This is a genomic window from Streptococcus sp. SM5 (assembly GCF_027497975.1).
This window is the reverse complement of the sequence record NZ_JAJNSC010000013.1, coordinates 69341-91141: the sequence shown is the minus strand read 5'-3', so window position 1 is coordinate 91141 and position 21801 is coordinate 69341. Positions and strand designations below refer to the sequence as shown.

At 40.7% G+C, this 21801-nt stretch carries 19 protein-coding genes, 1 tRNA gene, 1 pseudogene and 1 riboswitch; of the genes and pseudogenes, 3 read left to right on the top strand and 18 right to left on the bottom strand.

Annotated elements, in window-relative coordinates:
* Positions 1-72 precede the first annotated feature (72 nt).
* The 6 genes and pseudogenes from PAN07_RS10865 to PAN07_RS10840 form a co-directional block, all read right to left on the bottom strand.
* Positions 73-582 carry an N-acetyltransferase gene (locus tag PAN07_RS10865; protein ID WP_153192583.1) on the bottom strand — a complete coding sequence of 170 codons (510 nt, stop codon included), beginning with the start codon at positions 580-582 and terminating at the stop codon, positions 73-75.
* A complete protein-coding gene (gene pheS / locus PAN07_RS10860; protein WP_153192586.1) occupies positions 582-1628 on the bottom strand; it encodes a phenylalanine--tRNA ligase subunit alpha in 1047 nt (348 codons plus the stop codon). The genes PAN07_RS10865 and pheS overlap by 1 nt, the downstream gene beginning before the upstream one ends.
* Positions 1629-1900: 272 nt before the next feature.
* Entirely contained in the window at positions 1901-2551 is a 651-nt protein-coding gene (locus tag PAN07_RS10855; RefSeq protein WP_084861964.1) for a phosphatase PAP2 family protein, read from the bottom strand.
* Complete coding sequence (locus PAN07_RS10850) at positions 2541-3104, bottom strand: ECF transporter S component (RefSeq protein WP_084861966.1); 564 nt, start codon at positions 3102-3104, stop codon at positions 2541-2543. Before PAN07_RS10850 ends, PAN07_RS10855 begins: the two co-directional genes overlap by 11 nt.
* A gap of 164 nt (positions 3105-3268) precedes the next feature.
* Positions 3269-3487, bottom strand: a riboswitch (FMN riboswitch).
* Positions 3488-3546: 59 nt separating this feature from the next.
* On the bottom strand, positions 3547-4050 hold the full coding sequence (locus PAN07_RS10845; RefSeq protein ID WP_084861968.1) for a tRNA (cytidine(34)-2'-O)-methyltransferase: 504 nt from the start codon (positions 4048-4050) through the stop codon (positions 3547-3549).
* 192 nt (positions 4051-4242) lie between these two features.
* Positions 4243-4728, bottom strand: a pseudogene (locus tag PAN07_RS10840) (energy-coupling factor transporter transmembrane component T); the annotation flags it as partial.
* A 119-nt stretch (positions 4729-4847) separates the two neighbouring features.
* Here PAN07_RS10840 and trkA point away from each other — a divergent pair.
* Together trkA and PAN07_RS10830 are read left to right on the top strand one after the other, a co-directional pair.
* Positions 4848-6197: a Trk system potassium transporter TrkA gene (gene trkA, locus PAN07_RS10835; RefSeq protein WP_084861970.1), complete on the top strand. Its 1350-nt coding sequence runs from the start codon at positions 4848-4850 to the stop codon at positions 6195-6197.
* A 3-nt stretch (positions 6198-6200) separates the two neighbouring features.
* Positions 6201-7640: a TrkH family potassium uptake protein gene (locus tag PAN07_RS10830; protein WP_084861972.1), complete on the top strand. Its 1440-nt coding sequence runs from the start codon at positions 6201-6203 to the stop codon at positions 7638-7640.
* Positions 7641-7683: 43 nt separating this feature from the next.
* On the opposite strand, the gene PAN07_RS10825 is transcribed toward PAN07_RS10830, so the two are convergent.
* The 8 genes from PAN07_RS10825 to PAN07_RS10790 form a co-directional block, all read right to left on the bottom strand.
* Complete coding sequence (locus PAN07_RS10825; protein ID WP_084861974.1) at positions 7684-8487, bottom strand: ATP-binding cassette domain-containing protein; 804 nt, start codon at positions 8485-8487, stop codon at positions 7684-7686.
* Between the two features lie 12 nt (positions 8488-8499).
* Entirely contained in the window at positions 8500-9393 is an 894-nt protein-coding gene (locus PAN07_RS10820) for an ABC transporter permease (RefSeq protein ID WP_269797933.1), read from the bottom strand.
* Positions 9394-9404: 11 nt separating this feature from the next.
* Positions 9405-10382, bottom strand: coding sequence for an ABC transporter substrate-binding protein (locus tag PAN07_RS10815; RefSeq protein ID WP_084861978.1), 978 nt, complete (start codon positions 10380-10382; stop codon positions 9405-9407).
* Between the two features lie 567 nt (positions 10383-10949).
* A complete protein-coding gene (locus PAN07_RS10810) occupies positions 10950-11876 on the bottom strand; it encodes an ATP-binding cassette domain-containing protein (protein WP_001291301.1) in 927 nt (308 codons plus the stop codon).
* Positions 11877-11886: 10 nt separating this feature from the next.
* Complete coding sequence (locus PAN07_RS10805; RefSeq protein ID WP_042900320.1) at positions 11887-12954, bottom strand: ABC transporter ATP-binding protein; 1068 nt, start codon at positions 12952-12954, stop codon at positions 11887-11889.
* An 8-nt stretch (positions 12955-12962) separates the two neighbouring features.
* Positions 12963-13889 (bottom strand): oligopeptide ABC transporter permease OppC, encoded by a 927-nt coding sequence (gene oppC / locus PAN07_RS10800; RefSeq protein WP_049486660.1) that lies wholly within the window; start codon positions 13887-13889, stop codon positions 12963-12965.
* Positions 13889-15385: an ABC transporter permease gene (locus PAN07_RS10795; RefSeq protein ID WP_049543732.1), complete on the bottom strand. Its 1497-nt coding sequence runs from the start codon at positions 15383-15385 to the stop codon at positions 13889-13891. The genes oppC and PAN07_RS10795 overlap by 1 nt, the downstream gene beginning before the upstream one ends.
* A gap of 66 nt (positions 15386-15451) precedes the next feature.
* The gene (locus PAN07_RS10790) at positions 15452-17440 is read right to left on the bottom strand and encodes a peptide ABC transporter substrate-binding protein (RefSeq protein WP_049486662.1); all 1989 of its coding nucleotides are present in this window, start codon (positions 17438-17440) and stop codon (positions 15452-15454) included.
* Positions 17441-17601: 161 nt separating this feature from the next.
* Here PAN07_RS10790 and PAN07_RS10785 point away from each other — a divergent pair.
* Positions 17602-17672 (top strand) — tRNA-Cys (locus PAN07_RS10785).
* 196 nt (positions 17673-17868) lie between these two features.
* On the opposite strand, the gene PAN07_RS10780 is transcribed toward PAN07_RS10785, so the two are convergent.
* The 4 genes from PAN07_RS10780 to murA form a co-directional block, all read right to left on the bottom strand.
* Entirely contained in the window at positions 17869-19200 is a 1332-nt protein-coding gene (locus PAN07_RS10780; protein WP_261105211.1) for a hemolysin family protein, read from the bottom strand.
* A 267-nt stretch (positions 19201-19467) separates the two neighbouring features.
* The gene (gene endA / locus PAN07_RS10775) at positions 19468-20292 is read right to left on the bottom strand and encodes a DNA-entry nuclease EndA (RefSeq protein WP_269797932.1); all 825 of its coding nucleotides are present in this window, start codon (positions 20290-20292) and stop codon (positions 19468-19470) included.
* A 38-nt stretch (positions 20293-20330) separates the two neighbouring features.
* The gene (locus PAN07_RS10770) at positions 20331-20519 is read right to left on the bottom strand and encodes a DNA-directed RNA polymerase subunit beta (protein ID WP_043901723.1); all 189 of its coding nucleotides are present in this window, start codon (positions 20517-20519) and stop codon (positions 20331-20333) included.
* Positions 20512-21795 carry a UDP-N-acetylglucosamine 1-carboxyvinyltransferase gene (gene murA / locus PAN07_RS10765; protein WP_269797931.1) on the bottom strand — a complete coding sequence of 428 codons (1284 nt, stop codon included), beginning with the start codon at positions 21793-21795 and terminating at the stop codon, positions 20512-20514. Before murA ends, PAN07_RS10770 begins: the two co-directional genes overlap by 8 nt.
* Positions 21796-21801 lie beyond the last annotated feature (6 nt).

Genomic DNA, 21801 nt, shown 5'->3' with positions numbered 1-21801 from the left:
TAGTTCTCCAGAATGACAGTTGCCACTCTAGTTCTTTTCCTTTCCTATCATTTCAATAGAAGAATCATCTTCTTACCTTAATTTCTTTCTCAGTAACCAATCCGTATCTACTTTTTGACCAACCATAAAATGATGTTGGCTAAATTTTTCAAAACCATATCGATTATAAAACGCTTGAGCTTTTGTATTATGCTCCCAAACACCTAACCAAGCCCAGGAAAAACTATTTTTTGTAGCAAGTTCAAGAGCGAATTCAAACAGTTGCTTACCGAGCCCAAATCCTTGGAATTTTTGTAGCACATAGAGACGTTGAATTTCAAACGCATCCTCTAATTCTCTCTCAGTTTGAGCACTTCCCCAGTTGACTTTGAGAAAACCAGCTATCACCTCTTCATGCATAATGAAATAGGTTTCGGATTCTGGATTTTCCAACTCAGCTGACAAAACTCTCAGACTATAAGCCTCTTCAAAGTATTCCTGTAACTGCTCTTCCGTATTATCATGAGCAAACGTTTCACGAAAGGTTTGTTTGGCAATTTTAGCCAACACCTCAACATCTGCCATTTCTACTTTTCTAATCATTATTTAAACTGTTCTGAGAAACGGACATCTCCTTGGTAGAATCCACGGATATCGTTGATTCCGTAACGAAGCATAGCTACACGCTCTTGACCAAGACCAAAAGCAAATCCAGAGTAAACAGTCGCATCGATACCACTCATTTCAAGGACACGTGGGTGAACCATACCGGCACCCATAATTTCGATCCAACCTGTTTTCTTACATACGTTACAGCCTTCTCCACCACACTTGAAGCAAGAAACATCCACCTCAACAGATGGCTCTGTGAATGGGAAGTAAGATGGACGCAGACGGATCTGACGCTCTTCACCGAACATTTTTTGCACAATCAATTGAAGTGTTCCTTGAAGGTCTGCCATAGAGATATTTTTCCCAACAACCAAACCTTCGATTTGGTGGAATTGGTGACTGTGAGTCGCATCGTCCGTATCACGACGGAAGACACGCCCTGGCGAGATCATCTTCAAAGGACCTTTAGAGAAATCATGGGCATCCATGGCACGCGCCTGCACTGGAGACGTGTGAGTACGGAGTAAGATTTCTTCTGTGATATAGAATGTGTCCTGCATATCACGGGCTGGGTGGTCTTTGGGAAGGTTCATACGTTCAAAGTTATAGTAGTCTTGCTCCACTTCAAAACCATCCACGACTTGGTAACCCATCCCAATGAAAATATCTTCGATTTCTTCACTGGTTTGTGTCAAAACGTGACGGTGACCAGTCGCAACAGGACGCCCTGGAAGTGTCACATCAATGCTCTCGCTAGCCAATTGAGCTGCAACTTTCTTTTCTTCCAAAAGCTTAGCTGTTTCTTCAAAGGCTGCTGTTAAGACATCACGAGCTTCATTAACGTGTTTTCCGATAATCGGGCGTATTTCAGCAGAGACATCTTTCATCCCTTTGAGGATTTCAGTAAGAGACCCCTTTTTACCAAGGACAGAGACGCGCAAATCTTGCATCTCTTTTTCATTTTCAGCAGTAATCTGCTTCAAGCTAGCCAGCGTTTCTTCACGAAGCGCTTTTAATTGTTCTTTAATAGTTGACATAATTCCTCCATCAGTCTCTCGTAGATAAAAAGAAAACCACATGCCAAAAACTCCACTCGGAGCGTTGACACGCGGTACCATCCGTTTTCATCTGACAAGTCAGACCTTCATTTCTAAATCCATGCACAAGTGAATTCACCCAGCTTTCATATAGAGAGCTTACAGTCACGGCTCTCCTCCCTGATATACTTCCCTTGAGTTACTAGTCTTGCAGATTTCTATTCAATTACTACTTAGTTTATCAGATTTTTACCATTCTTGCAAGACCTATCTCACTTCTGCTTGCCTTTAAATCGCCATTGGAAGCGGAGCTTGTCATAGAAGGGAAATTCGATAAACAAGACTCCCAAGCCCACACAGAGACTGGCAAGAACATCTGATGGGTAATGAACTCCCAGATAGACTCTTGATACCAGCACACTGACTAGGTAGAGGCCAAGAACGATTTGCACGATTTTTCTCCAGACTGGATTTTTAATCCGTTGACTGAGAATGATAATCAAAGTACCTACCATCAGCGTCACTGCCAAAGAATGCCCACTTGGAAAAGAAAATCCCTTCTCCTCTACCAGATGTAAGATAGTTGGCCGTGGGCGCTGGTAGATATTTTTAAAGATCACGATTAAAAGACCTGCTAAAGCCAAATTCCCCAGCATAAGTAGGCTTTCAATCTTCCACCGCTTACGATACAAGATAAAAGCTGTAATGACAACCCAAGTAATAATCACTGGAATATCAATCAAGCGTGTGATGGCTCGAAAAAGAATCGTCAAGTAATCTGGTAAGTCTCCTCGAACGGCAGCCTGAATCGGTTGGTCAAAACCGACCAGCGTTTCAGGGTAAAATTTGACCATATAGCCAAGAATAACGAAAAGTAAAAGGGCAAAACTGCCCTTCATTAAAAATGTTTGTTTATCTCTCATAATGTTTTAAGGTTGGTTTCAAGAGAACATACAACAACCAGAATGAAACGGCAAAGATAACACCCTCAATCAAGTTAAAAGGTAATACCATGGTCATTAGGTAGTTGGAAAGTCCCAAAATTTTTCCAATATCAAAGTTAGCAAACTTAGCGTACAAAGGAACAGCGTAAACATAGTTGAGAACCAACATAGCCACGGTCAAGCCAATAGTTCCAGCTAGAGAGCCTAGTAGGAAACGAAGAGTTGTCCGTTCCTTTTTCCAAATCAAAGCAAATACGATGACAAAAACTCCCAAAGCTACGATATTCATTGGCAAACCAATGTAGGTATTCACTCCCTGGCTATTAAGAAGCAATTTTAAGAGTGAGCGAAGCAAGAGAACTCCTAGAGCAGCAGGCAAATCCATGACTACCAAGCCCACAAGGACTGGCAAGATACTAAATTCAATCTTGAGGAAGGACGCCGCTGGTAAAAGCGGAAAGTCAAAGTACATCAGCACAAATGAGATGGCTGATAAAATCGCAATGGTCGAAAGTCGACGTGTGTTTGTCATAACAGGTTCCTCCAATTTTCTATAAAATCAGAAGAAGTTAGAAAGGATCCCTCTATCTATTCTCACCTTTTATATCCCAAATCTTTCCTCTTACTCTATTAAAGAAAACAAAAGCAAGCGGTTACAATCTAGCTATAAATCTATCAGAACAGACAAAGCTATTCTTTCGTCTTCTCCCATCCAGACTATACTGTCGGTTGTGGAATCTCACCACATCAGCTTGCGCTCGCGGACTTATTTGGCTAAGATATTTTAGATTTATCTAGGCGTCGCAGTCGAAGATAATACTTAAAGTATATCGAGACAAGACAACGACGAGAAAACTAAAATAGATAGTCAAATTTACCGCCGGTCGGGAATTTCACCCTGCCCTGAAGACTCTTTTATCATAACAAAAAACGCTTGCAAGCGCAAGCATTTTGTTCATTTTCATTTTCATTTTTTATTTCAATTTATCCACTTCATAGGTGTGGACGAGCTCAAGACCTGCAAAGTTCTGCTGGCGAAGAGCCTCATAGACAATCATGCAGACGGTATTAGACACATTGAGACTACGGACATGTTCATCATTCATGGGAATACGGAGAGCTTTCTCAGGATGTTCTCGCATAAAGTCCTCAGGCAAGCCCTTGTCTTCACGTCCAAAGAGAAAATAATGGTCCTCATCAGTCGATAAATCCACATCAGAATACACTTTTTCCGCAAATTTCGAAATCAGATAGAGTTTTCCCTTCATCTGAGACGTAAAATCTTCCAAACTGTCGTAAAAATAAATCTCTAGCTTATCCCAATAATCCAGCCCAGCTCGCTTCATCTTGCGGTCATCAATAGGAAAGCCCATTGGCTTGATGATGTGGAGGGGAGAATTGGTCGCAGCGCAGGTACGCGCGATATTACCTGTATTTTGTGGAATTTGTGGCTCAAATAATACAATGTGATTTGTCATGACTTGCTTCCTTTTACCATTGCAAAAAAATAGCCACACTGCCCGGAGTCAAGCTCAGCAAACAGCGTGGTTAAGGCATCGTTAACTTACCTCACAACAGGTTTGAAGTAAATCAGCGAAACTACTTTCTTAGTATAACACTTTCAGAATCATTGTCAATAGAAACGACTTGATTTTTTCAATTTTTTCAAGCTATTTCCAAGGGTTGTAAAATCGTCCGTGATTTTGCAAGATAAGTAGTAAACTAGCTACTAAAAATAAAGCTGCCAAGAGCAAGGTAATATAGTCTCCTTTTTTCAAGGCCTGATAACTATACCAAGTGCGTTTTTTCTCTTTCCCAAAGCGGCGAAGTTCCATGGCGGTCGCAATGGTATCAATGCGTTCTAGCGAGCTAAAAATCAAGGGAGTGATAATGCGCAGATTACCTTTGATTCGTTGCATAAGAGAAGCTTTCTTGGATAATTCCATCCCACGCGCTTCCTGAGACATCTTGATAGTAAAGAATTCTTCCTGCAAATCTGGAATATAGCGCAAGGTCAGACTGACAGAATAGGCAATCTTATAAGGCACACCGATTTGATTTAAACTAGAAGCAAACTGACTAGGATGAGTTGTCATCAAAAAGATAATAGCCAGAGGAATGGTGCAAAGGTACTTAATGGCCAGATTTAGCAGGTATAGGGTATAGTTTTACCTTATAGCAAATTTCCTACTAGAAGCTCTTGTTATTAGCTAGTAGGTGCATTTTTTCTTGAAAAAAGGTATGATAGTTACATCATGAAAAAGTAGGTTTTATTATGAAAATTATCCTTGTCGGAGGGGGAAAAGTTGGTTTTGCCCTCTGTCGCTCCTTGGTTGCAGAAAAGCACGATGTTTTGCTGATTGAGCAAGACGAAGCTGTTCTCAATCATATTGTTAATCGCTTTGATATCATGGGTATCCTTGGTAACGGGGCTGATTTTACCATCCTTGAGCAAGCCAGTGTCCAGGATTGTGATATCTTTATCGCTCTGACTGAATACGATGAAGTGAACATGATTGCAGCCGTTCTAGCCAAAAAAATGGGAGCTAAAGAGACCATTGTTCGGGTGCGGAACCCTGAATATTCTAACTCTTATTTCAAGGAAAAGAATATTCTCGGTTTTTCTCTTATCGTTAATCCTGAGCTCTTGGCTGCCCGCGCTATTGCTAATATCATTGACTTCCCCAACGCCCTCTCTGTCGAACGTTTCTTTGGTGGACGGGTCAGCTTGATGGAATTCACTGTTAAATCCTCCAGTGGTCTTTGCCAAATGCCCATTTCTGATTTTCGGAAAAAATTCGGCAATGTCATTGTCTGTGCGATAGAGAGGGATCATCAAATTATCATTCCAAGTGGCGACATGACTGTACAGGATAAAGATAGAATCTTTGTCACTGGTAACCGTGTTGACATGATGCTCTTCCATAATTATTTCAAGTCTCGTGCCGTGAAGAGTCTTCTTATTGTTGGTGCTGGTAGAATTGCCTATTATCTACTAGGTATCCTCCAAGACAGTCGTATCGATACCAAGGTTATTGAAATCAATCCTGAAATCGCCAGCTTCTTTAGCGAAAAATTCCCAAATCTCTATATCGTTCAAGGAGATGGTACCGCAAAAGATATCCTGCTGGAAGAAAGTGCTCAAAACTATGATGCCGTTGCGACTCTAACAGGAGTCGATGAGGAAAATCTGATTACCTCTATGTTCCTTGACAGGGTAGGTGTACAAAAAAATATCACCAAGGTCAATCGTACCAGTCTCCTCGAGATTATCAATGCGCCTGATTTTTCAAGTATCATCACACCTAAAAGCATCGCTGTAGATACAATCATGCACTTTATTCGGGGTCGTGTTAATGCCCAGTATTCAGACCTTCAAGCCATGCACCATCTAGCCAATGGCCAAATCGAAACCCTGCAATTTCATATCAAGGAAGCTAATAAAATGACTGCCAAACCTCTTTCTCAATTAAAACTGAAAAAAGGGGTTCTTATAGCAGCCATCATTCGAAAGGGCAAGACTATTTTCCCTACTGGGGAGGATATGTTGGAAGTTGGAGACAAGCTCCTAGTAACAACTTTGTTGCCAAACATCACCAAGATTTATGACTTGATCGCGAGGTAAGAAATGAATAAAAGTATGATTCGTTACCTCCTTTCAAAATTACTTTTGATTGAAGCTGTTCTTCTTTTGGTTCCTGTAGCTATTGCTATCTATTACCGTGAATCGAGCCAAGTCTTTACGGCCCTCTTTTCAACAATAGGGATTCTCGTATTACTAGGCGGTTCAGGAATTTTACAAAAGCCCAAAAATCAACGGATTTATGCCAAGGAGGGAGTCTTGATTGTTGCCCTCTGTTGGATCCTTTGGTCCTTCTTTGGCGGTCTCCCCTTTGTTTTTGCTAAGCAAATTCCCAGCGTTATCGATGCCTTTTTTGAAATCAGTTCTGGCTTTACAACTACTGGAGCAACTATTCTGAACGACGTTTCGGTTCTCAGTCGTTCCCTCCTCTTCTGGCGAAGTTTTACCCACTTGATTGGAGGGATGGGAGTGCTTGTTTTTGCACTTGCTATTATGGACAATGCCAAGAATAGCCACCTAGAAGTGATGAAAGCTGAGGTTCCTGGCCCTGTTTTTGGCAAGGTTGTATCCAAACTCAAAAATACTGCCCAGATTCTCTATCTCCTTTATCTAGCTCTCTTCTCCCTCTTTGTCATCATCTATTATCTGGCTGGCATGCCCCTATTTGATAGTTTTGTCATTGCCATGGGAACAGCAGGTACAGGAGGTTTTACAGTCTATAACGATGGAATCGCCCACTATGGTAGCTCACTGATTACCTATCTAGTTAGTATCGGAGTTTTGGTTTTTGGGGTAAATTTCAATCTCTACTACTACCTCATGCTCCGTCGGGTCAAAGCCTTCTTTGGTGACGAGGAACTTCGTGCTTACCTGGTCATTGTTCTGCTTTCTACAGGCTTGATTAGCCTTAATACCCTCTATCTCTATCCAGGATTTTCAAAGAGTTTTGAAATGGCCTTCTTCCAGGTTTCCAATATCATTACAACGACTGGTTTTGGTTACGGAGACATTACCAACTGGCCCCTCTTCTCCCAGTTTATCCTTCTCTTCCTCATGGGAATCGGTGGTTCTGCTGGTTCAACCGCAGGTGGACTCAAGGTTATTCGAGGCCTCATCCTTTCAAAAATTGCTAAAAATCAGATTTTGTCAATCCTATCGCCCCACCGTGTTTTGACCCTCCATGTTAATAAAACGGTGATTGACAAGGATACCCAGCATAAGATTCTCAAATACTTTGTCATCTATTCTATGATTTTGCTATCCCTTATCTTTATTGTCAGCCTAGATAGCAATGATTTTCTGGTTGTGACTAGCGCTGTCTTTAGCTGTTTCAATAATATAGGACCTATTCTAGGAACCACTTCTAGTTTCTCAATCTTTAGTCCTATCTCAAAAATTCTCCTCTCCTTTGCAATGATTGCAGGGCGCTTGGAGATATACCCAATCCTACTTCTCTTCATGAAGAGGACTTGGTCTAAGAGATAAAATACAACCACACCTTGTGTCTTACAAAGTGTGGTATTTTTCTTTATCCCAAAACTAATTCATCACTGACGAGGTTTTGGCCACTATTTTTCTGGAAGAGATGCATGAGGTCTTCAACTGTCAGATGCTTTTTCTCTTCTCCTTTGACATCCACCACTATCTTACCTTGATAGAGCATAATGAGACGATTGCCGTACTCAATCGCATGGTTCATATCGTGGGTAATCATCAGAGTAGTCAACTGATGGTGTTCCACAATCTTTTGCGTCAAGTCCATCACCATTTGACTCGTTTTCGGGTCAAGGGCTGCAGTGTGTTCATCCAACAGCAAGAGCTTAGGTTTCACCAAGGCTGCCATGACTAGGGTCAAGGCCTGTCTTTGTCCTCCTGAAAGGTATTGAGCATCCACTTTCAAACGATTTTCAAGACCGATATTCAACTCTTTCAAGGCCTCTTGGAACTGGATTCTGTCCTTCTCCTTCACGCCCCAGCCAAGCCCTCTCTTCTGTCCACGTCTCAAGGCAATGGCCATATTCTCCTCAATCGTCAAACGAGAAGCTGTCCCCATCTTAGGATCTTGAAAAACACGGGCAATATCCTTGGCTCTCTTTCGTACACTCAGATTTTTAATGGATTTCCCTTCCAACAAAAGGTCCCCTTCGTCCACAGATAAATTGCCAGCCAAGATATTCATCAAAGTGGATTTCCCTGCTCCATTTCCACCAATCACAGAGATAAAATCTCCCTCTTCAACCTCTAAATCTAATCCTTTGAGGACATGGTTTTCATTGACCGTCCCTGCTTCAAATGTTTTGTGAATATTTTCAAGTGTTAACAAACTTGCCATAACTTTCTCCTCCTATTCATTTCTCAGTTTCAAACCACGAATCTTTAATCTCTTTTGCAACTCTGGTGCAAATAGAACCAAGGCTAACAAGATTGCATTAAAGAGACGGACCAGGTTTTGATCTAGATTTGGAATTTCATAGATATTTAAAATAATCAAACGGTAAACAATAGCACCGATTCCGATAGATAACAAGCGACCTCCAATGGTCAAGTCGTGTATCAATACTTCTGCAATAATGACTGCACTCAAACCAACAACGATGGTCCCTGTCCCAGAAGTCACATCTGGAAATCCATCATTCTGAGCAAATAAGGAACCACACAGAGCAATCAGACCATTTGAAATCATATAACCAACAATCTTCATGGTGTCTACATTGACCCCATTGGCCTCACTCATCGGAATATTGTCTCCAGTCGAACGCAAGACTAATCCAATCTCCGTTTTCATCAAAAGAGTCAAGACCAAACAAACAAGTAAGAGACAAACCAAGCTGAGCGTGAAAACAGCTTCTTCAGTTGTCAGCCCCAAGCTCGCCAATTGTTGAAAGACAGTTGAAGAATCTCCCAAGGAAAGATTGGGCACACTTCCCATGATTTTAATATTGATTGAATAAAGCCCTGTCAAGGTCACAATCCCTGTCAAGAGAGCTGGGATTTTCATCTTGGTGTGGAGCATTCCTGATACAAGACCAGCAATCATACCTGCCAGCAAAGCAAGTAAGGTCGCAATCCAAGGATTTGCCCCTGCCTGTATCTGCGATACAACGACAGCTGCCCCCAGAGGAAAGGCTCCTTCAGCAGTCATATCCGCAATATCCAAAATACGGAAAGTCAAGTAGACTCCAATGGCCATAATCGACCACAACAAACCTTCTGATAAACTAGATAATACAAAACTCATCTTAAACCTCCCTATTCCTTGCTTTCTAACTTACTAATATCAATTCCTAGTGCATCTGCCATTTCTTTATTAGTATGCAATTCCAATTTTTCAGGTAACTCAACTGCTATATTTTCTGGCTTCTCACCTTTTAAAACACGAATCAACATACGAGCTGTCTGCCGTCCCAATTCTTCATAATTGGTTCCGTAGTTATACAAGCCACCAACCGCAATCATTTCTGTTGAACCACCGAATACTGGAACCTTGTGTTTAATAGAAACCTGCTTGACTGTTTCCATGGTTGACGAAATGATATTATCCGTTGGTACAAAAACCATATCCACTTCAGCCATCAAACTCTCTGCTGCAGCCTTGACGTTGTTACTGTCCAAGATTGTTTTTTCAACAACGGTAAAGCCTTTTTCTTCCAGAAGTCGCTTAGCTTCATCCTTTTGGACAGCTGAGTTTGGCTCGCTCTGAGTATAGAGAATTCCAATTGTTTTAGCCTTTGGCAACACTTTCTTTATCAAATTGATTTGGGTTGAAATGGCATCTGATGACTGGTCGCTTGTCCCAGTTACATTGCCCCCAGGATGTTCTCTTGACTCAACCAACTTGGCACTGACAGGATCTGTTACAGCTGAAAAGATAACCGGTGTCGTTTGTGTTGTATTAGCCAAGCTCTGAGCAGAAGGCGTTGCGATTGCTAGAACGACATCACTAGATTCTGCTAGTTGCTGGGAAATCGTTTTTAGATTTCTTTGTTCACCCTGTGCATTTTGCAAATCAATCTCAATATTTTTCCCTTCCACATAACCTTGCTTGGCCAGCTCATCCACAAATCCCTCTCTAGTAGCGTCTAGGGACTGGTGGGTAATAAACTGCGAAATACCGATACGAAACACATCTTTTTTCTTATCCGCCTTCAACTGATGCAAACTGATCAGAGAGATCAAGAGGATCCCTACTACCAAGAGAGGGGCTAGTAATTTTCGAACAACTTTCATAATGAAACTCCTTCTCAGAAAAGATAAAACTCAATGAAAATCAAAGAGCAAACTAGGAAACTAGCCGTAGGCTGTACTTGAGTACGGCAAGGCGACGTTGACGTGGTTTGAATTTGATTTTCGAAGAGTATAAAACAAAAAACCGCCTAGATAATACCTAAACGGATGCTTGAAATAATCTAACAAGTTATAACTTTGCTAGTCCATTTAGATATTCATCTATATGGACCACAATCAAAAATCTTAGCCACATAGATACAAACAAATTGCTTGAACTGTTTGCATCCATGGTGACATGTCTACAAACACTATCTAAAGTAGCTAAAGTAAAAGTTTTGATTCATTGTTACAGCTTGTCTCTTATTCATTTCTTTTTCTGCTTTCTTTTTTGATGTTTCCTATCTTACCACCTTTTTCATCACCTGTCAAGAATATTTCAGAATATTTCAGAATTTTTTAAAATTTTTCGAAAATTCTTTCAAGCTACTTTCAAAGTTTTTCAAATCAGTCCAACAAAAAAGGTTTATAATTTCCATAAAAGTTGACATGGAAATTATAAAACCATTATTAGTTTAGTCCTTTTTGATAACGTGCCAATTCGGCTTGGTTAGCCCAAACATAGTGACCTGGACGGATTTCTACCATAGATGGCTTATCAGTCTCATAGTCGTGTTGACTTGGGTCGTAAACCTTCAAGACCTTCTTACGTTCCAAGATTGGGTCTGGGATTGGTACCGCTGAAAGTAAGGCTTGAGTATATGGGTGAATTGGATTGTTAAACAATTCTTCTGTTTCTGCAACCTCTACAATAACACCCTTGTAAATAACCGCGATACGATCTGAAATAAAGCGAACAACCGACAAGTCATGGGCGATAAAGAGATAAGTCAAACCAAGTTCTTTTTGGAATTTTTTGAGCAAGTTCAAGACTTGGGCACGTACAGAAACGTCCAAGGCCGAAATTGGCTCATCTGCAATAACAAAGTCTGGTTGCATGACCAAGGCACGGGCGATACCGATACGTTGACGTTGACCACCTGAAAACTCATGAGGGTAACGAGTCAAGTGCTCAGCAAGAAGCCCCACTTCACGAATAATATTTTTAACTTTCTCTTTACGTTCTTCTTCATCCTTGAACAGATGATGATTGTAAAGACCTTCTGAAATAATATAATCAACAGTCGCACGTTCATTCAAACTTGCGGCAGGGTCTTGAAAAATCATCTGGATACGACGAATCAATTCTGCAGCTTGTTCACGCGATTTCTTACCATTAATCTTTTGACCTTCAAAAATGATATCTCCATTACTTGTATCATTGAGACCGATGATAGCACGACCAATAGTTGTTTTCCCACTACCTGACTCACCTACAAGCGAGAAAGTTTCTCCCTTGTTGATAAAGAAGTTAGCATTTTTAACCGCGACAAACTTCTTACTTCCTTCACCGAAGGAAATTTCTAAATCTTTGATTTCTACTAATTTTTCAGACATTTCCTTCCTCCTAGTCAGCCAGATGGGCAAATCCCATTTTATCACGGATCTTATCGTGAAGATTTGCAATCACAGCTGGTTTTTCTACTTTTGGAGCATCCTCATGAAGTAGCCAAGTTTTAGCCCAATGTGTCTCTGATACTGAGAATTGAGGAGCTTTTTGTTCAAAGTCAATCTGCATTGCATAGTCAGAACGCAAGGCAAAGGCATCCCCTTTCAGGTCAGTATAAAGTGACGGAGGTGTTCCTGGGATTGAGTAAAGTTCCCCTTTATCATCAGCAAGCTGAGGCAAGCTAGACAAGAGACTCCATGTATATGGATGGCGAGGGTCATAGAAGACTTCCTCAACAGTTCCATACTCAACGATTTCTCCCGCATACATAACTGCTACCTTATCCGCAATACTTGCTACCACACCAAGGTCATGGGTGATAAAGATTGTTGTGAAATGGTACTCGTTTTGTAAAGATTTTAGCAAATCAATAATCTGTGCTTGGATGGTTACATCCAAGGCAGTTGTTGGCTCATCACAGATCAAGACATCAGGTCGGCAGGCAAGGGCAATAGCAATAACGATACGTTGACGCATCCCTCCAGAATATTGGAATGGGTATTCATCAAAACGTCTATCTGCATCTGGAATCCCAACCTTATTCATGTAGTCAATCGCCAATTCTTTCGCTTCTTTAGCTGTTTTGCCTTGGTGTTTTACAATAACTTCTGTAATCTGACTACCAATTGTTTTAATTGGGTCCAAACTAGTCATTGGATCTTGGAAGATAGTCGCAATCTTAGCACCACGAATTTGTTCCCAATCCTTGTGAGAAGACAAGGCTGTCAAGTCCTGACCACGGTAGTCAATACTTCCTTGGGCAATGCGACCATTTTCTTCAAGCATACCTGTGAAAGTCTTTGTCAAAACAGATTTCCCTGATCCTGACTCACCTACCAAGGCTAATACTTCTCCTTCAACTAGTTCAAGGGAAACGCCGCGAATGGCTGTCAATACTTTGTCACGAACGTCAAATTCCACGACAATATCGCGAGCAGTCAAAATTACATTTTTTTCTTTTGTCATTTCTACTCCTATCTATGTGTACGTGGATCACTAGCATCCGCTAGGTTTTGACCAACTACGAAAAGTGACAAGGATACCAAGACCAAAGTTGTCAATGGAATCCAGAAGAGGTATGCATTTGTTGTTACGTTCTGTGAATAATCTGAAATCAATCGACCTAAACTTGGTACTGTAATAGGCAATCCAAGTCCAAAGAATGACAGAAAGGCTTCATAGGAGATAAATGCTGGAAGCATTTGTGATGTAGTCGTAACAATAACAGATACCAATTGTGGCATGATATTTTTAATGACAATTTTGTATGTTGGAGTTCCGAGTGTGCGTGAAGCAAGGTTGTACTCTAAGTCACGGTAACGCATGATTTGGATACGAATTGAGTAGGCAATCCCAATCCATGTTGTTACACTCATTGCAAAAATCAGATTCCAGAATCCAGCTCCGATTGAGTAAGTCAAGACAATGACAATCAAAAGAGATGGGATGTTTGAGATGACGTTATAAACTTCCATCATCACACGGTCTACTGATTTCGAAATTCCCCAAATACCACCGACAAAGACACCGATAACCAAGTTAATCACTGTCGCAATCACAGAAATGAGGATAGAGTTACGAGCTCCGAACCAAACACCGTCAAAGAGCGATTTACCGTTACTGTCAGTACCGAACCAATGCTCAGCATTTGGCTTAATATAACGAGCACTAAAATCGTTCACTTTGCTGACATCATTGAAATCAAACTTAGAAAACATTGGGTAGATGAAACTCATCAAAATGATAGCTACCAAGATTCCCAACATGACTACAGTTGATTTCTTCTTCATAAATTGTCTAAACACTGAACCCCAGTATGAATAAGCTGGCGCATCAATGGCTTCAGAGGCAAAATCGTCACGTTTTACAAACTGAAATTTTTCTTTATCGATTGTAGACATTATTTGCCTCCTTTCTCAGTCAATTTAATACGTGGGTCAATAATAGTCATCCAAATATCTCCCAAAAGAAGTGAGAAGATAGAAATACATGTAAAGATGAAGACAAGACCTACGACCATAGAGTTATTAGATGCTTTTACAGAGTCAATCAACATTTTACCCATACCTGGGAAGGCGAAGACTGTTTCAGTAAGGGTTGCACCACCGATAACCCCGATAACAGCACCAGGAATCCCTGAAACCAGCGGAACCATGGCATTTTTAAAGATGTGTTTGTTTGAAATTTCTTTTTCAGACAAACCTTTTGCACGAGCAAAACGAACAAAATCCTGTGATTGCAAGTCAATCATGTAACGACGAATCCAAATAGCGGTACCAGGAGCACCCAATAAACCAAGGATAACTGCTGGTAAAACATACGAACGCCAATCTCCAGCACCCAAGATAGGGAATGAATCTGGAAGACCAATTGATGATCCAATCAAACGAACAATGTAAACCAAAGCAATGGTTGGAAGAGCCATCAAGAAGGTCAAAGCCCCTGTTGAGAAGCTATCAATCCAAGTGTTCTTGAAGCGAGCCATAGCTGAACCAAGTGGCACGGCAATCGCATAAGAAATCACCAAACCGATCAATCCAACGATTGCAGAGCTAGCAATCATAGAAGGATATTGGTAGTTGCTTTCAGTAGCAGTATATGGGTCATCTTTCCCATAGTTAGCTACTTCACGTGAATCAGCCTGACTAGGAGACTTGTAGGTTCTTGAGTAAATATTTACAGAAGAAGTTTTCTTACCTGTTGGGAACTGAACTTGAGATGTTTTTGTTTGCCCTTGACCCTGAGTAATAACCTGTAAAACAGGGCTATTAGCATAGGTTGGATAAGAGTCACCTAAATTAATGTTCACAAAGTTTTGATGCACAAATGGGAACTGACTGTTGAAGTACAAGAGATATTTGTGTTTAGTTCCTGAACCAACCAAGGACCATCCGATAGCTGGATCATTTTCAAAACGAAGGTAACGTTTCAAGTCTGGATTTTCAGGGTCTTGAATTTTATTAGTATGATCAATGTCAATCAAGTTAGCATAGAAGTGAAAAACACGTTCAAAAATCGGGATTTCACGAGTAGCGTAGAATTGGCCACTTTCAGTAAATTCTCCCAGGGTCCAACCATGACCGATTTGTTTGATGTATTTTTCATAGATAGCCTTGTTGGTGTCATTGGCTTCAACTGTTACAGAAGCATCCATCTGGCTAGCTTTTTCTTGCAACTCTTTGGTATCGTAGTACTCGATATAGCCCATACGCTCATAAACAGTATTCTCATAGTTATCACGTTTATCAGCAGTTGTCGCAATCTTATTATAGTTGGTATCCTGTTTGAAAATCAATTTTCGAGGAACCATTGTATAGATGATCGTGTAAGTCAAGGTTGTTACTAAGAAGATAGAAACCAATGACCGCAAAACACGCATAAAAATATATTTTTTCATATCATTTCCTTTAAAAATCCCAAAAGAACCTTCTCCTCATGGAGAGAAAGTTCTATTGAAAATTATTTACTTCACATGACTTGCCAATTCTTTTTGAGCTTTCTCGTTTGACTCAGTCTTTTCTTTCAACCATTTTTCACGAGCTTTTTCATACTCTTCTTTGGTGATTGCTTTTTCACCAACTTCAGTGTACTTCAAGTATCCTGAATTTTCACCTTTAAGGCCGGCTACTGAATATGAAGAGCTAAATGGTAGAACTTTTGAAACATATGAAACGGCTGTTTCTTTAGGAGAAGCCATTACTGGAATTGTCAAAGCATTATCAGTCAACCAAGCTTGTGCCACCGCGTATTTTTCATAACGTTTTTGAACATCTTGGTTTTCGCTGTTTGCGTCATCAAGTAATTTTCCATAGTCAGCTAAACCAAGTTTGCTTACTACTGATGCATCTGTGTTTTGGTCAATACCAAGGTAAAGACGAGTGCTTCCTCCCTTAAGGACGAATTGATCCAAGAAAGTAGAAGGATCTTGATAGTCAGGGTTCCATCCTAGCAAGGTATGGATATCCCAGTCTTGCTCTTTAGCTGTTGGAGCGCTAAATGAAATTGGTAAAGCTTCTGCTTGAGTCATTTGTTGTAAGTCTACAACAACATTATCTGAACCCAATACTTTTTCAATTGATTGTTTCAATGATTGAACACGGTTTACAACCGCTGTTGATTCTTGGATAACCAAGGCATCCAAGTGGATTGGGAATTCAACACCTTCAGCTTGTAGGCTTGATTTTGCTTTAGCAAAGATTTCTTTAGCTTTTTCTTCATTGTAAAGGCCATTTTGAGAATCTGCTAGAGACACGTTTGACCAAGTAGAAGAATTTGTCTTAGCCAAGCTATCTTGTACCAATTCACCAAATGTTTTCTTACCAACTTGAAGATTATAAGGTGCAAATGTATTACGGATGGCTACTGCAGCTCCATCAGTACCATTTGTTTGAGCTGAGTAAGAATTGCGATCAACCGCAAAGTTCAAGGCTTGACGGAATTCCTTGTTTAGCAATGCTTTCTGAGTAGATGTCTTTTGGGCATCACTTGTTTTGGCAGTGTGGTTATAGGTTGTACGGCCATAGTTCAAGCTGACAGTTGCAACACCCGCTCCTGGTTCATTAAAGTAAATGTTATCTTTAAAGTCAGCTGCATATTTTTCATATGTAGAACTTGTAGGGAAGATACGAGCCTTGCTATATTGACCATCAGCAAAACCTTTAGCAATCACATCTTGGTCCTTACCATCCCAGAAAGTGAACTTAACGTTCTCAATTTTTACATTTTCTTTGTCCCAGTAAGCATCATTTTTAGCCATCTCGATAGATGATTTTGGAGTTACAGATTTTAAGACAAATGGACCGTTATAAAGAATAGAGTTAGCATCGGTTGGGGCACCAAAACCTTCCCCTTTTGAAGTTAAGAATTCTTCATTAACCGGCATCAAAACACCACTAGTGGTCTTGTCATTCCAGAAAGTTTCTGGCTGGTTCAAGGTATATTCTAGTGTTTGATCATCAAGCGCTTTTACTCCAACGGTTGAAAAATCGCTTGTTTCACCCTTGATATAGGGTTCTAATCCCTTAATAGAAGAGCTAACGATTGAAAGTCCTTTTGATTTTCCATCTACGGCATGTTTCAAACCAGTAACGAAGTCTTTAGCAGTTACAGGAGCGTATTCTTCTCCCTCTGCTGTAACCCATTTAGCATCCTTACGGATTTTATAGGTATAAGTCAAACCATCTTTTGAAACTGTCCATGATTCAGCAATAGAAGGAACCAAGTTACCATATTTATCATTAGCCAACAAACCATCTACAGCATTTGTTGTGACGAATGATGTTGAATCGATATTGCTGACGATATAATCCAAGGTTTCTGGATCTGTTTGATAAACATATTGGTAATCTTTTGCTAGTTTAGCATTATTCGAACTAGTGTTTGAACACGCAGCTAGAACTCCTGACGCTAATAAGGTAGCTCCCGCTACAGCAAGCACTTGACTTTTTTTCATTTATTTACTCCTCTTATAAATAAAGTATAGGTTATCATCAATTATATCATAGATTTCAAGAAAAGTAAACGAATTTTCAGAATATTTAGGCTTATTGATACAAAAAATCTGAAAAAGCTATTGACTGAAAATCATTTTCAAGGTATAATAATAAACGTTAAGGCGGTATAGCCAAGTGGTAAGGCACGGCTCTGCAAAAGCTTGATCGTCGGTTCAAATCCGTCTACCGCCTTCTTTAACTTGATTTATCAGGTTTCATTTAAACAGAAAGCCCAATTTAAAGGGCTTTTTTCTTTTTCCTTGAATAAATACGTATAACTTTAAAAAACTTTTGAGGCAAGTTTGGGGCTGAGTTTTTCGAGGACACAATTTCCTTTTGAAATCAACTGAAAAAAGCTTTGTCACGCCTGGTGACAAAAGCCTCTAGTTTACTCTGTTTCTTCTTCTATTTCAACTTCGGTAATTTGGACTTTTACCTTGGTAACGCGTCCATTTTTCACTTTATCATTGGTAAGGATAAGCTGTTTGTTTTGGCTGACTAATTCATAACTGAGTTTCTCAGTCGTTGGAATGGTCCCAACCCCTGTCAAATAGTAACCAGCGATGGTATCAACGTCATCACTTTCCAGTTCAACATCAAAGTAGTCATTAAAATCATTGAGATTCATGGTACCTTGAACAATGTAAGTATCCTCACCGATTTGATGAACATCTATTGCCGCTTTATCTGTTTCGTCATCGATTTCCCCAACGATTTCCTCTAAGAGGTCTTCTAGGGTCACCAAACCAGCCATCCCACCGTATTCATCCAGCAAGATTGCCATTTGTCTTTGAGTATTGCGCAGTTCTTTTAATAAGTCATCCACAAAAATAGTTTCAGGAACAAAAAGTGGATCTTGTAAGATTTTCTTCCAAACAATATTGTCAAAACCGTCCACAAAGCCCGCCTTAAGGAGACTCTTGGTGTGAATGATCCCAATCACATTGTCCTTATCCCCATCATAGACAGGGATACGAGAATAATTTTGTTTTAAAATACTTTGGATGATGGTTTGACTATCATCCTGAATATCGACCATAAAGGCATCTGTTCGAGGAACCATAACTTCTCTGGCCATTAATTCGTCCAGTGAAAAAATCCCTTGTAACATTTCAATTTCGTCAGCATCTAGTGTTTCTTCACTATTTGTCAGCATGTACTCAATTTCATCACGGGTCATTTTTTCGTCAGCATCGTCAAAGGTCATAGGAGTCAAGCGACTCAAGAGATTGGTAGATGCAGATAAGAGCCAAACAAAGGGACTAACTAGTTTCCCCAATCCAATAATAACTGGCGCTGTACGAATCGCTAAGGCATCCTTTAGATTAAGAGCGATTCTCTTAGGATACAATTCCCCAAAAACGATGGAAATATAAGTCAAAAATGCTAAAGACAGAAAACTTGCAACGGCATAAGATGTTTCACCATTTCCAAGCCAAGATGCAATTTCTCGTCCCAGAGTGTCTGCCAAACTCGCCCCTGATAAGATCGTAATCAGGGTAATTCCTACTTGAATAGTTGATAAAAAGTGGTTAGGATTTTCTAGTACCTTCAGCAGACGGATATAGCGTCTATCTCCTTCTTCTGCCTTTTGTTCAACTCGCGCACGGTTTAGTGACACCATGGCCATTTCTGTAGCTGAGAAAAAGGCATTTAATACCGTCAAGATAAACAATAAAACAAATTGTAGCAACAAATTCTGACTACTTGGGTCTTCCATAGTTCTTCTCCTAAAATAGTATCTTACCCTCTATTATATCACAAAATATAGTCCAATACATATTATTTTTTCTCATACTCTTCGAAAATCTCTTTAAACCACGTCAGCTTCATCTGCAACCTCAAAGCTGTGCTTTAAGCAACCTGCGGCTAGCTTTCTAGTTTGCACTTTGATTTTCATTGAGTATCAGTGTCTATTGTAGCCCTGCTTAAACTAGTAAGAAAGAACTCCTATATCCACAAGTGACATAGGAGTTTATTTTGTATTTTACTGAGTAACAGTCACTTCTCCAGTTCGGTAATCCAGTTGAAGCCCTTTTTGAACATTGGGAACTAGAACATTAAATTCCAATTCTCCGTCTGAAGACTTGGCTTCAATCTGTGAAGCTGAAGGAACTAAATCCTCATTCGAAGCGTAGTAAAGGGTTACACGGTAACGGACACGCTTGTTTTGGTCCAAGGCCTTACGTACCATGCTTTCATAGTAGTTTTGACCAGTCGAATCCTCGGCTTGAGCCTGATTTGCCCAGGCTGTTTGAACAGCAATGTTTTTAGGATTGCTTGTCGAGGCATCAAAACCATCCAAGCCACCGATTAAGGCATAGCCTAACAAGTGACCTCTATCGACCGCATGGGTATAAGACCCCTTTAGATTCTTAACCTGATGCCAGCCTGGAGGAGTCCATGAAGTCGAACCATTCCCAGTTTCTTCACGATTCTTGTACTGGCGAGTAGCCTTAGACAAGAGGGCATTAGCTACGGTTGGCACTGTTTCCTTGCCCACTGTCTTTGTTTTATTATCAGCGTAAGGTTTACTTGAAACCTTGGCATCTAGGTTTGTTTTATTAGCATTGACAATAAAGGCACCTGAGCCATTCCACTCAAGACTCCCTTTTATTTGGCTTTTAACTGCATCTGTTAAGACACTCTCTGCCAATGCTTGACTAGGAGCTTCAGACGCTTGTTTTTTCTGACTAAGCTTGGTTTTGGGACTATTTGCTGTCGACTGCATCTGCTTGATATAGTAGCTTCCCGCAGATAAAAGTAACAATACCAGCAGTCCGATTAGTGTCTGTCTTGTTTTTTTGTTCATATTTCTCCTTATCTCTAGAAAAAGGCTGGTCTACCAGCCTAATTTCCTGTAAATTTATGAATCAATTCCTGCCATTTTGCTGGAGACAGGATAGCCCATGGATCTTGACCTTTGCCCAAGATTCCATAACCGACCATCAAACCGATTCCTAGGGCTAAAGCACCTAAAATCAGTACCAGAATGACTAAAAGCAAACGCTTGGCTACGTAGCCTGATTTCTTATTCATCTTCATCACTTGCCTCAATCCGCTGAATCTTAGCACCCAGCTGCGCTAACTTCTTATGGAAACGGTAGTAACCTCTATCCAAGTGAACCAATTTACCAACCACAGTTTCTCCTTGCGCTACCAAACCTGTCAAAATCAAGGCTGCGCTGGCACGAAGGTCAGTTGAAAGAACTTCTGCCCCCTGCAAAGGCTGTCCACCAACAATACGAGCTGTGTCACGGATAATCTCAGAATGTAAGCCCATGCGGCGCATTTCTTCTAGATGTTGGAAACGATTTTCAAAAACTGTCTCCACCATAGTTGATTCGCCTTTTGCAACGGTCATCAAGGCTGTAAATTGAGCCTGCATATCTGTTGGAAATCCTGGGTGGGGCAAGGTTTTCACATGGACAGCTTTTAGATTTTCTAATTGAGAGCGAACGCGAATTCCTTCAGTCTCCTCTGTCACTTCCACTCCCATTTCAAGCAATTTGGCAATCAAGGGACGGTTGTGTTCCCAAACAGCATCTTTAATCAAGACATCACCACCAGTCATGGCAGCAGCCACCATAAAGGTTCCAGCTTCGATACGGTCTTGGACCACATTGTGAGTCGTACCGTGAAGTTTCTCCACACCAGTAATGGTAATGGTCTCTGTACCAGCCCCTTTAACCTTGGCTCCCATTTCATTGAGGAGAATGGCTAGGTCCACAATCTCAGGCTCACGCGCAGCATTTTCAATCACTGTCACCCCATCAGCCAGAGTCGCCGCCATCATCAAGTTCTGCGTAGCACCAACACTTGGGAAGTCCATATAGATATGAGCGCCATGTAAGCGATCAGCCTTGGCTTCGATGTAACCAGCTGTCTGACTAATCTTAGCACCCATAGCTTCTAGACCTTTCAAATGAAGGTCAATAGGACGGCTACCAATCGTACAACCACCTGGCATGGATACCTTAGCATGACCTACACGGGCAAGAATTGGCCCCAAAACAACGATGGATGCGCGCATCTTGCTGACATACTTGTAAGGAGCTTCCTCAGTGATATCGCCAGTCGCGTCCACCTCGACAAGATGAGCCTCCTCATCAAAATCTACCTTGGCATTCAAACCACGAACCACCTGATTCATAGTGAAAACATCTGACAAGATTGGAACATTCTGCAAGACGGTCTTTCCTTCACTGGCTAGAATAGTCGCTGCCAACAAGGGCAAGACTGCATTCTTTGCTCCTTCGATCGTAACACTTCCTACCAGACGATTATCGCCACCTTGAACCACAATTTTTTCCATACTTAT

What these genes read in the sequence shown, in the direction of transcription:
- PAN07_RS10855 (WP_084861964.1), bottom strand. Translation starts at nt 2,551, where the DNA reads ATGAGAGATAAACAAACATTTTTAATGAAGGGCAGTTTTGCCCTTTTA.
- PAN07_RS10850 (WP_084861966.1), bottom strand. Translation starts at nt 3,104, where the DNA reads ATGACAAACACACGTCGACTTTCGACCATTGCGATTTTATCAGCCATC.
- PAN07_RS10820 (WP_269797933.1), bottom strand. Translation starts at nt 9,393, where the DNA reads ATGAGTTTTGTATTATCTAGTTTATCAGAAGGTTTGTTGTGGTCGATT.
- PAN07_RS10845 (WP_084861968.1), bottom strand. Translation starts at nt 4,050, where the DNA reads ATGACAAATCACATTGTATTATTTGAGCCACAAATTCCACAAAATACA.
- pheS (WP_153192586.1), bottom strand. Translation starts at nt 1,628, where the DNA reads ATGTCAACTATTAAAGAACAATTAAAAGCGCTTCGTGAAGAAACGCTG.
- PAN07_RS10780 (WP_261105211.1), bottom strand. Translation starts at nt 19,200, where the DNA reads ATGGAAGACCCAAGTAGTCAGAATTTGTTGCTACAATTTGTTTTATTG.
- oppC (WP_049486660.1), bottom strand. Translation starts at nt 13,889, where the DNA reads ATGTCTACAATCGATAAAGAAAAATTTCAGTTTGTAAAACGTGACGAT.
- PAN07_RS10810 (WP_001291301.1), bottom strand. Translation starts at nt 11,876, where the DNA reads ATGTCTGAAAAATTAGTAGAAATCAAAGATTTAGAAATTTCCTTCGGT.
- endA (WP_269797932.1), bottom strand. Translation starts at nt 20,292, where the DNA reads ATGAACAAAAAAACAAGACAGACACTAATCGGACTGCTGGTATTGTTA.
- PAN07_RS10790 (WP_049486662.1), bottom strand. Translation starts at nt 17,440, where the DNA reads ATGAAAAAAAGTCAAGTGCTTGCTGTAGCGGGAGCTACCTTATTAGCG.
- PAN07_RS10865 (WP_153192583.1), bottom strand. Translation starts at nt 582, where the DNA reads ATGATTAGAAAAGTAGAAATGGCAGATGTTGAGGTGTTGGCTAAAATT.
- PAN07_RS10805 (WP_042900320.1), bottom strand. Translation starts at nt 12,954, where the DNA reads ATGACAAAAGAAAAAAATGTAATTTTGACTGCTCGCGATATTGTCGTG.
- murA (WP_269797931.1), bottom strand. Translation starts at nt 21,795, where the DNA reads ATGGAAAAAATTGTGGTTCAAGGTGGCGATAATCGTCTGGTAGGAAGT.
- PAN07_RS10795 (WP_049543732.1), bottom strand. Translation starts at nt 15,385, where the DNA reads ATGAAAAAATATATTTTTATGCGTGTTTTGCGGTCATTGGTTTCTATC.
- PAN07_RS10815 (WP_084861978.1), bottom strand. Translation starts at nt 10,382, where the DNA reads ATGAAAGTTGTTCGAAAATTACTAGCCCCTCTCTTGGTAGTAGGGATC.
- PAN07_RS10770 (WP_043901723.1), bottom strand. Translation starts at nt 20,519, where the DNA reads ATGAATAAGAAATCAGGCTACGTAGCCAAGCGTTTGCTTTTAGTCATT.
- PAN07_RS10830 (WP_084861972.1), top strand. Translation starts at nt 6,201, where the DNA reads ATGAATAAAAGTATGATTCGTTACCTCCTTTCAAAATTACTTTTGATT.
- PAN07_RS10825 (WP_084861974.1), bottom strand. Translation starts at nt 8,487, where the DNA reads ATGGCAAGTTTGTTAACACTTGAAAATATTCACAAAACATTTGAAGCA.
- trkA (WP_084861970.1), top strand. Translation starts at nt 4,848, where the DNA reads ATGAAAATTATCCTTGTCGGAGGGGGAAAAGTTGGTTTTGCCCTCTGT.